The sequence below is a fragment of the Streptomyces spiroverticillatus genome, from assembly GCA_014650415.1.
Lineage (GTDB): Bacteria > Actinomycetota > Actinomycetes > Streptomycetales > Streptomycetaceae > Streptomyces > Streptomyces spiroverticillatus.
The window spans coordinates 249,693-260,384 of the sequence record BMUX01000005.1 but is presented as its reverse complement, the minus strand read 5'-3'; the positions used below and the strand labels follow the sequence as shown (position 1 = coordinate 260,384).

At 71.5% G+C, this 10,692-nt stretch carries 12 protein-coding genes; 9 read left to right on the top strand and 3 right to left on the bottom strand.

The features are described from left to right. Window positions 1-109: 109 nt before the first annotated feature. The 8 genes from IE269_RS15755 to IE269_RS15720 all read left to right on the top strand — a co-directional run bounded on the left by IE269_RS15755 (window position 110) and on the right by IE269_RS15720 (window position 7,756). Window positions 110-1,744: an ABC transporter substrate-binding protein gene (locus IE269_RS15755; RefSeq protein ID WP_189823568.1), complete on the top strand. Its 1,635-nt coding sequence runs from the start codon at window positions 110-112 to the stop codon at window positions 1,742-1,744. Beyond that, window positions 1,741-2,718, top strand: a complete 978-nt coding sequence (locus tag IE269_RS15750; RefSeq protein WP_229897734.1) for an ABC transporter permease — start codon at window positions 1,741-1,743, stop codon at window positions 2,716-2,718. The genes IE269_RS15755 and IE269_RS15750 overlap by 4 nt, the downstream gene beginning before the upstream one ends. A gap of 34 nt (window positions 2,719-2,752) precedes the next feature. After that, a complete protein-coding gene (locus tag IE269_RS15745; RefSeq protein WP_189823567.1) occupies window positions 2,753-3,616 on the top strand; it encodes an ABC transporter permease in 864 nt (287 codons plus the stop codon). Continuing rightward, window positions 3,613-4,608, top strand: a complete 996-nt coding sequence (locus tag IE269_RS15740; RefSeq protein WP_229897733.1) for an ABC transporter ATP-binding protein — start codon at window positions 3,613-3,615, stop codon at window positions 4,606-4,608. Before IE269_RS15745 ends, IE269_RS15740 begins: the two co-directional genes overlap by 4 nt. Further along, complete coding sequence (locus IE269_RS15735; RefSeq protein ID WP_189823566.1) at window positions 4,601-5,428, top strand: ABC transporter ATP-binding protein; 828 nt, start codon at window positions 4,601-4,603, stop codon at window positions 5,426-5,428. Before IE269_RS15740 ends, IE269_RS15735 begins: the two co-directional genes overlap by 8 nt. Window positions 5,429-5,513: 85 nt before the next feature. Then, entirely contained in the window at window positions 5,514-6,638 is a 1,125-nt protein-coding gene (locus tag IE269_RS15730; protein WP_189823565.1) for an agmatine deiminase family protein, read from the top strand. A 53-nt stretch (window positions 6,639-6,691) separates the two neighbouring features. After that, window positions 6,692-7,042, top strand: coding sequence for a hypothetical protein (locus IE269_RS15725; RefSeq protein WP_189823564.1), 351 nt, complete (start codon window positions 6,692-6,694; stop codon window positions 7,040-7,042). Between the two features lie 246 nt (window positions 7,043-7,288). Further along, window positions 7,289-7,756 (top strand): peptidylprolyl isomerase, encoded by a 468-nt coding sequence (locus tag IE269_RS15720; RefSeq protein WP_229897786.1) that lies wholly within the window; start codon window positions 7,289-7,291, stop codon window positions 7,754-7,756. Window positions 7,757-7,981: 225 nt separating this feature from the next. Here the strand turns inward: IE269_RS15720 and IE269_RS15715 are convergent, their stop codons facing one another. Beyond that, window positions 7,982-8,194 carry a DUF3995 domain-containing protein gene (locus IE269_RS15715; protein ID WP_189823562.1) on the bottom strand — a complete coding sequence of 71 codons (213 nt, stop codon included), beginning with the start codon at window positions 8,192-8,194 and terminating at the stop codon, window positions 7,982-7,984. After that, window positions 8,191-8,817, bottom strand: coding sequence for a DUF2867 domain-containing protein (locus IE269_RS15710; RefSeq protein ID WP_189823561.1), 627 nt, complete (start codon window positions 8,815-8,817; stop codon window positions 8,191-8,193). Before IE269_RS15710 ends, IE269_RS15715 begins: the two co-directional genes overlap by 4 nt. A gap of 126 nt (window positions 8,818-8,943) precedes the next feature. Here IE269_RS15710 and IE269_RS15705 point away from each other — a divergent pair, with 126 nt between their 5' ends. Then, the gene (locus IE269_RS15705; protein ID WP_189823560.1) at window positions 8,944-9,501 is read left to right on the top strand and encodes a TetR/AcrR family transcriptional regulator; all 558 of its coding nucleotides are present in this window, start codon (window positions 8,944-8,946) and stop codon (window positions 9,499-9,501) included. Here the strand turns inward: IE269_RS15705 and IE269_RS15700 are convergent. Further along, on the bottom strand, window positions 9,461-10,588 hold the full coding sequence (locus IE269_RS15700) for a protein kinase family protein (protein ID WP_189823559.1): 1,128 nt from the start codon (window positions 10,586-10,588) through the stop codon (window positions 9,461-9,463). The genes IE269_RS15705 and IE269_RS15700 overlap by 41 nt on opposite strands. Window positions 10,589-10,692: the final 104 nt, after the last annotated feature.

Below are 10,692 nucleotides of genomic sequence, written 5' to 3'. Positions count from 1 at the left end.
GCCGTGCGGCTTGGTGAGCGGTTGCCCTGCGGGTTCGTTGTGGTTGCTCGCGCAGTTCCCCGCGCCCCTGACGGGGCGCGTTCCTACAGGCTCAGAGAGAGGTGGACCCATGCCACCACCCCGTGTTCCGGAGGGGCGATGTCGGTCCAGGATTGTGGTTCTTGCTGCGGTGCTCGGGCTCGGTGTCACTGCCTGTGCCGGGCCGCCCGCCACGCGCGCCGCCGCCGTCGGGCTCTCCCAGGGCACTCCCCGTGCTGCCGGGGAGATCGACTCCTTCACCTGGGCCGTGTACGCCGAGCCGCCCACCCTCGACTACACCGTCGCCTTCGACTACCCGCAGAACACCGTCCTCTCCAACGTCTGCGAGAGCCTCATGCGGTGGTCGCCCTCCCTCACCCTGGAGCCCGGGCTCGCCCGCAGCGCCACCCAGCCCGACCCCCTCACCTGGGTGTACGACCTCCGCGACGGCGTCCGCTTCCACGACGGGCGGACCATGACCCCCGAGGATGTCGTCTTCAGCCTCGACCGGCAGCGCGACCCCGACAACGCCGCCGCCTGGGCGGAGAACTTCGAGAACGTCGCCTCCGTGAAGAAGTCCGGACCGCTCCAGGTGACCGTGAAGCTGAAGAAGCCGGATTCCCAGTTTCCCCAGTACATGGCCACCGCCGCCGGTGTCGTCGCCTCCAAGGACGGGGTGGAGAAGGCCGGCCGGGACTACGGCACCTCCGGCAGCCTCGCCTGCACCGGGCCCTTCACCCTCGGGACGTGGAAGAAGGGGCAGTCGCTGCGGCTCGACCGGTTCGAGGGGTACTGGGGGGCCCGGGCCAAGTCGAAGCACGTGGTGTTCAAGTTCCTGACCGACGCCTCCTCCCGTACGAACGCCCTGCTCAGCGGTGAGGCGGACGGCGGGTATCTGATCCCCACCGAGAGCTACGAGCGGCTGCGGGAGAGCGGCGTCGGGAAGCTGTACTTCGGCGAGGGCCTCAGCACCGTCAACCTCGGGATCACCAATATGAAGGGCGCCTTGGGCGATGTGCGCGTCCGCCGGGCGCTGTCGCTCGCGCTCGACCGCTCCGGGTTCGTGTACGCAGGGCTCGGCGGCGGGGGCACCCCGACGCATTCCGTCACCTCACGTGCGGCCTGGGCGGGTGCGTCCCCGGAGACGATGAAGTCCGTGTTCGGGCAACTTCCGTCCACCAAAAGGGACTTGGCGAAGGCTCGGGCGCTCGTCAAGGAGGCGGGGGCGACCGGCAAGACCGTCACCATCGCCACCAGCTCCATCGGCCAGGACGTCTCCCTCCTCGCCACCGCCGTCCAGGACGCCGGCAGCCGCATCGGGCTCGACGTCCGGCTGAAGTCCATCGCGCCCAATGCCTTCACCGCGCTCTTCACCGATCCGGAGTCGCGCGTCGGGATCGACATGTTCCCGTTGACGTACTACGACTCCATCACCGACCCGCTCGACCTGCTCACCAACTTCAAGACCGGCGCCTACCTCAACCTCTCCGGCTACAGCGACAAGCGGTACGACGCGCTCGTGGACCGTGCGGTCGGGACGTACGACCGTGGCGCACGGCTGAAGACCGTCGCCGAGCTCCAGCGGCACGCCTCCGAACAACTGCCCTGGATACCGGTCGCCGAGTGGCCCACCGCCGTCTTCCTCAACAAGAGGATCACCGGCGCCCCCACCACCATCTCGTACATGTACTACCCGTGGGCCGCCGAAGTGGGGGCCGCGTCATGAGCGTCGCAAGCCTCCTGGGTTTCGGCAGATTCGCCCTGCGGCGGCTCGTGGAGATGGTCTTCACGCTGCTCGTCGCCTCGTTCGCCGTCTTCGGCGCCATGTACCTGGCACCCGGCAGCCCCGCCAGCTTCCTGCTCTCCGGGCGGTCCGCCTCGCCCCAGGCCCTCGCCGCGATCAACGCCCGGTACCACCTCGACGACCCCTTCGCGCTGCGCTACGTGCGCTGGCTCGGGGACGTCGTCCAGGGGGACTTCGGCCGCTCGCTGACGTACCGTACCGACGTTTCCAGGCTCCTCGCGGACCGGCTGCCGACCACGTTGATGCTGGTCGGGATGGCTCTCGTGGTGGTCGTCGTGGTCGGGCTGCTGCTCGGGCGGGTTGCCGCCGTGCGGGGTGGAGCGGTGGATTCCGCCGTGCTCGTCGCGACCACGCTCGCCATCGGTACGCCGTCCTTCGTCGCCGCCGTGCTGCTTCAGGGGCTCTTCGCGGTGCAGTTGGGGTGGTTCCCGAGCAGCGGGGCAGGTGACGGGTTCTGGGACATGGTCTTTCACTTGACCCTTCCGGCCGTCGCGCTCGCGCTGTACCTGATCGGGCTGCTCGCCCGGGTCACCCGTACCGCCATGCTCGAAGCCCTCGACAGCGAGCACGTTACCGTCGCGCGGAGCCGGGGAGTGCCCGAGCGGCTCGTCATCCGGCGGCACGTGCTGCGCAATTCGCTCGGCACCCTGCTGACCACCGGCGGGCTCATCGTCTCCACCCTGCTCGTCTGCACGGTCCTCGTGGAGACCGCCTTCAGCATCGGCGGCATCGGCCAGCTCCTCGAACTGTCCACCAGCACCAAGGACTTCCCGACCGTCCAGGCCGTCTCCCTGCTCATCGTCGGCATCTTCATGGCTGTCAACCTGCTCGTCGACCTGGTGCTGCCACTGGTCGACCCCCGGATCACGCTCGGTACGAGGAGCGCCGCCGCATGAATGCCCTGACCGCTCGCGAACAAGGCAGGTCCGCATGACCGCCGCCACCCTCACCCGCAGACCCGGGCTCGCGAAACTCCGTGCCGCGTCCGGCCGCTCCCCGCTCCACCTCGCCTGTCTCGTGGTCGTCGGTCTCGTCGTCCTCGCGGCCCTCGTCGGGCCCTGGATCACACCCCACGACCCCAACTCCGCCGAACTCGGCTCCGCCCTCGCCGGGCCCTCCGGCGAGCACCTCCTCGGTGCCGACGTCGCCGGCCGCGACACCCTCTCCCGGTTGATCGCCGGGGCCCGCACCTCCCTCCTCGGACCGCTCGGCGTCGTCGTCTTCTCCACCGTCGCCGGGATCGCCGTCGGCATGGTCGCCGCGTGGCGCGGCGGGTGGGTCGACTCGCTGCTGTCCCGGTCCACCGAGCTGGTCTTCGCGTTCCCCGGCGTGCTGCTCGCGATCCTCGTCATCGCGATGTACGGAGAAGGGCTGATCGCCCCCGTCGCCGCACTCGGCGTCGCCTACGTGCCGTACGTCAGCAGGCTCACCCGGTCGCTCGTGCTCGCCGAACGCGCCCGCCCCTACGTCAGCGCCTACCAGGTCCAAGGGCACTCCGCGCTCCAGATCTGCCTGCGCCACATCCTGCCCAACATCGCCCCCGTCGTCCTCGCCCAGTCCGCCGTCAACTTCGGCTACGCGCTGATGGACCTCGCCGGACTGTCCTTCCTCGGGCTCGGCGTGCCGCCGCTCACCCCCGACTGGGGGCGCATGGTCTTCGACGGGCAGACCGCAGTCCAGTACGGCTACCCGCTCTCCGCGATCCTGCCGTGCGTCCTCGTCGTGCTCACCGTCGTCGCGTTCAACGTGGTCGGGGAGCGCTGGGCCGACCGAGTCGCCAGGAGAGACAAGTGACCCCAACTCCCGTGCCCGTCCTGCAGGTCCAGGACCTCCGGCTCACCCTCCCCGGCACCGCCCGGCCCGTCCTCGACGGCGTGGACCTCACCGTCGGGGCCGGCGAGACCGTCGCCCTCGTCGGCGAGTCCGGCTCCGGCAAGAGCCTCACCTCCCGCACCGCCCTCGGACTGCTGCCGCCCGGAGCCATCGCCTCCGGAACCGTCCGCGTGGAGGGCGAGGACACCCTCACCATGAGCGCCGCCCGCCTGCGCGCCCTGCGCACCGGCGATGTCGCGATGGTCTTCCAGGACCCCCGCGCCGCCCTCAACCCGCTGCGCCGCATCGGCGACTTCCTCACCGAGGGGCTCCGGGCGGCCGGCACGAAACAGGAGGCGGCGACCGCCCGCGCCGTCGAACTCCTCGACGCCGTCGGCCTCGACGCGTCCGCCCTCGGCAAGTACCCGAGCCAGGTCTCCGGCGGCATGCTGCAACGCGTCATGATCGCCGCCGCCCTCATGGGCGATCCGTCACTCCTCCTCGCCGACGAGCCCACCACCGCCCTCGACGTCGTCAGCCAGGCCGAGGTCATCGCCCTGCTCACCAAGCTGCGGGAGCGCTTCGGCACCGGGCTGCTGTTCGTCACGCACGACCTCGACCTCGCCGCCGCCATCAGTGATCGGGTGTACGTCATGTACGCGGGCCGCATCGCCGAGACCGCCCCCGCCGAGACCCTCTTCGCCGGGCCCCGGCACCCGTACACCGCCGCCCTCCTCGCCTCCACCCCGCGCCCCACCGCGCAGGGCGGGCGGCTCGCCGCCATCGCGGGGCAGCCGCCGGATCTCCGTACGACGATCGAAGGATGCGCCTTCGCCGAGCGCTGCCCCCTCGCCACCGGCCTCTGCCGCGAGCGCGCACCCGAACCCCTGCCCGACCCCGCGCGGCCCGGACACCTCGCCGCCTGCCACCACACCGACCGGCTCGTCGCAGAAGGGACCCCCGCCGATGCCTGAGCCACTCCTCCAGGTCAGTGGCCTGCACCGCACCTTCGGGGACGTCCACGCCGTCGACGACGTGTCCTTCACCCTGAACGAGGGCGCCTCCCTCGGCATCGTCGGCGGCTCCGGCTCCGGCAAGACCACCACCGCGCGGATCGTCGTCGGGCTGGAGTCGGCCGACGCGGGAGAGGTCCGGGTACGGGGACGAGTGCGACCCGCGCGACTGCGGGGGCGGGCGCGGCGGCTGGCCGGGGCGCGCCAGGTGCAGATGGTCTTCCAGGACCCGTACCTCTCCCTCGACCCCAGGACCAGCGCCGAGGACGTCCTCCGCGAAACCCTGCGGCTGCACTTCCCCGAGCGGGACCCCGTGCCGCGCATCCGGGAACTCCTCGACCAGGTGGGGCTCGGGGCGCGGGCCGCCGAAGCGCTGCCCCGGCAGCTGTCCGGCGGGCAGCGGCAGCGCGTCGCCATCGCGCGGGCCCTCGCCGTCGAGCCGGAGGTGCTGGTCCTCGACGAGGCCGTCGCCGCGCTGGACGTGTCCGTGCAGGCGCAGATCCTCAACCTGCTCGCCGACATCCGCGAACAGACCCCCATCGGCTACCTCTTCATCACCCACGATCTCGGCGTGGTCCGGTGCGTCACCGACGAGCTCCTCGTCATGCGCCACGGTCGCGTCGTCGAGGCGGGGCCCACGTCCGACGTGCTGGCCGCGCCGCAGCACCCGTACACGCGGCTGCTCCTGGACTCCGTACCGCATCCGGGCTGGGACCCGGGGCGGATCGCGGAGGCGCGGCAGGAGCTGGCGGTGTCGGAACGGTCGGGTGCGACCTCGTAAGGCACCGCCCGTACAGCACCACCCGCAAGGCACGTCCCGTCAGGCACATTCCACCCTTCAGGCACGGCCCCTTCAGGAGGCACACGTGAACCGACCTGACATCAACCGCCGCCGTTTCCTCGCCGCCGCAGGACTGACCGCCGCCGGAGCCGCCCTCGCGGGCACCTCCACCGGCTCCGCGAGCGCCCGGCCCGCCGCCGCAGCCGCCTTCCGGGTCCCCGGCGAGGAGGTCCGGCACACCCGCACCTGGATGACCTGGCCCGACAGCACGGGCATCTGGGGCGGGCAACTGGGCGGCGTCCAGGCCGACATCGCGCTCATCGCCCGTACGGTCGCCAAGTACGAGCCCGTGGTGATGTGCGCCAACCCGGCGAGCGCCGCCAAGGCCCGTTCGCTGTGCGGGAGTTCGGTGGCCGTGCTCACCACGATCCCGGTCGACGACTGCTGGACGCGCGACACCGGTCCCGTCTTCCGTACGGACGGGGCGGGCGGCCTCGACGCCGTCGGCCTGGGCTTCAACGGCTGGGGCAACAAGCAGACCCACGCCAAGGACGCCCTGGTGGCCGAGCGGATCGCCGCGTACGTCGGCGTCCCGTACACCCGCGCCGGACTCGTCGGCGAGGGCGGTGCCGTCGAACAGGACGGCGCGGGCACCCTCATGGCCACCCGCAGCAGTCTCGTCAACCGCAACCGGAACCCCGGGAAGACAGAGCAGCAACTGGCGGCGGCGATGTGCACCGCGTACGGGGCGTCGAAGGTGATCTGGTTCGACGGGGTGCGCGGGCAGGACATCACCGACGACCACGTCGACGCGACCTCGCGTTTCCTCGCTCCGGGCAAGGCACTCGTGCAGATGCCGCTCGCCTCGGACAATGACGCGTACGCCCGCGACGCCCGCCAGCAGCAGCGCATCCTGTCCACCGCCACGACCGCAAGCGGAACCCCGATCGCGGTCCAGCAGCTGCAAGGCCCCGACTACGACAAGATCCGCTCCACCAACCCCGACTTCCTCGCCTCCTACGCCAACTACTACCTCTGCAACGGGGCCGTCATCAGCGCCCACTTCGGCGACACCACGGCCGACCGGGCGGCGAAGGCCACCCTCGCCCGCCTCTATCCGGGCCGTACGGTCGAGCAGTTGAACATCGACCGGCTCGGTACGGGCGGCGGCGGCATCCACTGCGTCACGCAGCAGCAGCCTGCCGTGTGAGATCGCCCGGGTTCGGGGCGTACGGCGGCGCGCATCGCCGTACGCTCCGGACCATGAACGAACAAGAGATGCTCTCCCGGGTGATCGGCGTGCTGACGCAGAGTGGCGAGTGGTTCCGGGACATCCACCGTGATCCGCTCGGGCACGATGCGCACGGGCACGATCCGGCGGACGGGCGGGTGGTCGGGCAGCTGGTGGCCGAACTCCTGGAGGGGGCGCTTCCGGAAGGGCTCTCCGAGGAGGAGGAACGCGAGCTGCGGAGGTCGACGGCGCGCCTGGTGAGCGTGTTCGCCTTCGCCTTCCACCAGTTGGCGGAGGTGCACGATTCGGGTCGTACGGACACGTCGTCCGCCGATCTGCTCCGGCAGCTGGCGCTGAAGGCGGGGAGCGGGCCGACCAGGTGAGGACACCGTCCGGGTGACCGGCGTGGTGCCATTTCGGACACCGGCCGGGTCCGGGAGAACATGTACCGCTCGTACTCGCTCTCACCTGGAAGGCCCGCACACGTGCGCCGTCGCTCGGTACTCCTCTCCTCCGCCCTTCTGGCGGCCTCGCTCCTCACCGGCTGCTCCGGCGCCGACGCTCCCGAGGCCGCCGACAAGTCCACGTCGGGCAAGCCCGCCGCCCCGGGCAAGAACGTCTTCTTCGACGTGGCCATCGACGGCAAGTCCGCCGGCCGCATCGAATTCGCCCTGCGCGACGACGTCGCCCCGAAGACCGCCGCGAACTTCCGCGCCCTGGCCACCGGCGAGAAGGGCTACGGCTACAAGGGCTCGACCTTCCACCGGATCATCCCCGAGTTCATGCTCCAGGGCGGCGACTTCACCGCCGGGAACGGCACCGGCGGCCGCAGCATCTACGGCGACACCTTCAAGGACGAGGACTTCTCCCTGAAGCACACCGAGCCGGGCACCCTCTCCATGGCCAACAGCGGCCCCAACACCAACGGCTCCCAGTTCTTCGTCACCACCGCCGCGACCCCGTGGCTGGACGGCAAGCACGTCGTCTTCGGCAAGGTCGTCAAGGGCATGGACGTCGTCCGCAAGGCCGAGGCCCAGGGCTCCCCGGAGGGCACCACCAAGGCCCCCGTCACGATCACGAACTCCGGGGTCGTCTGATCCGGGCGGATGCGGTACGGGGCGGGGCGGACCGGTGACGGCCGCCCCGCCGTCACGCCGAGCGGAAGGTCCGGCGGTACGCCTGCGGGCTCAACCCCACCGACTGGAAGCACCGGGCCCTCCCCGGTCTCTTCCTCCGCACCACGGGGAAGCTGGTGCTGCCGGTGCGGTGAGTGGGACGAGCGTTCTACCGTCGCTCGCGGGGTGGTGCATGGGACGAGCGTTCTACCCGCGCCCGCAGGCGCGGCGGGTGGCGGAGACCGCGACCGTGCCCGCCAGGGCGGCGAGGCCCAAGCGCAGCGGGGAGTAGAGGGCGGAGTTCCACTTGCGGAAGCCCTCCGTGGAGCCCCTGTTGAGGGCGTAGCCGCCCACGCCGCGCGCGAGCAGGGCCCCGGCCAGGGTCGCCGGGACGACGGTCCGTACGAGCCGGGCGCTCATCGCTGCTGGCCGGTCGTGCCGTCGGTCCCGGTGTGCAGCCGCTCGCGGTCCCGCCAGGCGCCCTCCCACATCCGGGTCAGCGCCGGGTAGACCACCGCGTACCGGAACGGCGCGATGAAGCCCATGTACAGCTTCCCGAACCGGCCGTTGGGCTTGACCAGCACCGCCATCCGCAGCTCGTGGTCGCCCGTGCCGACGACGGCCGGGACCCAGCCCAGGTGCATCAGCGTGTGCACGGTCCCGTTCGCCAGCTCCAGCACGCACTCGTCGGGCAACTGGAACACGGGGCTGAACGGGCCCTGTTTCTCGACGCCTTCCGTCGTGGCCCGCAACTCCTCCGGCAGCCGGTCCCGCAGCGGCCGCACGCGCCCGCCGAGCCCCGCCCTCTCCTTGTCCCAGCCCAGCAGCGCGCCCAGCTTCCAGCGCACGGCGAACAGGAACCGGGCGGCGGCGGGCTGCTGGTCGAGTCGGCCGCCCTCGCGCATCGCGCGCAGCATCACCGGGAAGTCGTCGGGCCCGGCGCCCGGGGTGCGGAAGGACCAGACGTCCTCGACGTCGAAGTCGGGGGCGATGCCGTGGATGCGCCAAGGGAGTTCGGTGTGGGAGGTACGGGGAAGTTTCATGGCCTGAGCCGCCTCTCCTGCGCCGGGGTACGGTCCGCCGCCCCCGATATACGCTTGCGTACAACATCAGGCTAGGACGGTTGTACGGTTGCGTATATCCGGTGGACGAGTGAGGTGGGACACATCGTGGGAGCGGCTCGCACACCGCGCGGCGCATGGATCGAGGAGGGCCTGCGGGTCCTGGCCGACGGCGGCCCGGCGGCCGTCCGCGTCGAGGCGCTGGCCAAGCGGCTCGGCGTCACCAAGGGCGGCTTCTACGGGTACTTCGCCGACCGTGAGGCCCTGCTCGACGCGATGCTCGACACCTGGGAGCGGGAGTGCACCGACGACGTGATCGCCCGCGTCGAGCGCGAGGGCGGCGACCCGAGGTCGAAGGCGACGCTCGCCGGGAAGCTCACCTTCTCTGACGACCGGCTGCTCCCGATCGACCTGGCGGTACGGGACTGGGCCCGCCGCGACGAGTCGGTGGCCGCGCGGCTGCGCAGGGTGGACGACCGCCGCATGGACCTGCTGCGCGAGATGTTCGCGACCTTCTGCGAGGACCCCGACGAGATCGAGGCCCGCAGCCTGATCGCCTTCTGCGTGGCGATCGGCCACCACTCGCTGGCCGCCGGTCACGGGGGCCGCACCCGCACCGAAGTCCTCATGCGGGCAGGCGACTTGATCCTCCGGAGGGAGGGCTGAGGGGCTGCTTCCCCTGGCCGGCGAGCCGACGGACCTCCTCGTTGGGGTAGGGGGTTTCCCGGCCGTCCTTTCGCCAGCGGTCGAGGAAGTCCCCGTACCGCACCGCGAGCGGGGCGTCGCGGGTGAGGAGCGCGGCCACGCGGTCCGGGACGCCGGTGGGGGTTTCGCCCCGTGCGTACGCCTGGATGCGTGCGGCGCGCTCCTCGGGCCCGGATCCGTACAGGTCGGCGACCAGCCAGCTCACCAGGTGCCAGACTGCGTACGCGTGGTCGTACGTACGGTGGCGGGCGGCGAAGGCGGCCTCGGCAGGGGAGAGGGCGAAGCGGTCGCTCAGGGCGAGGCCGAAGTCGGTGAAGTAGAGACGGCGGCCGTCGGTGAGGATGTTCTCGAAGTGGGCGTCGAAGTGGATCAGGCCGTGGGCGGCCATGAAGGAGATCCCGGTGGTCAGGTCCCGTTCCGCCAGCGCGCAGGCCCGCTCGGTGGTTGTTTCCCCGGCGGCCGTCTGTTCGGCCAGCCACTGGTGCAGGTTGTGGGGGACGTGCTCCAGGAAGAGCACCAGGCTCGCGGGGGAGTCCCGGAGGGCTTCGATCCGGTGGCGGAGGCGGGTGTCGCCGCCCCAGTACGCGACCGCCCGGTCGATGTCCGCTAGTTCGTCGGGCAGTTGAGTCGTGTCGGGCAGCACGCGCCAGTGATGCAGGAGCGGGAAGCCCTCGTATGTGCCCGAGAGCGCCCAGTCCGTCGTCATGGCGTGCACGGCGAGCTCCCGCCAGGCCCCGAACCCCGGGCTGCCGACCGCTCCGACTCCGTAGTGCAGGAAGGCGGGCAGGTCGAAGAGGTTCGCGGTGGAGCGGTGGTGCTCGGGGCGGAGTTCCAGGGCGGTGAGGGGGACCCGCTTCACGAAGACACGCCGGCCGGCGAGCTCCAGGACGGCGGTCTTCCCGCCGATGCCGTGCCCCGACTGCCCTGCCCTCTCCAGGAGTTCCACGAGTGCGCGGTCGCTGCGGTGGGCGAGGGCGGCGGAGATCTCGGTGTGCACGGCGCGGCGGGAAGCGAGGGACCCGTCGGCGACGTGGGCGTTCGGGGGCATCCGGGTTCGGCCTCGTTTCGTCGGGGAGTACGCGCGTTGCGCCCTCGCACCCTACTGACCGCCGGTCGCCCGGAGGGTGCGGTCGGCCACGGTGCGCAGGTGGG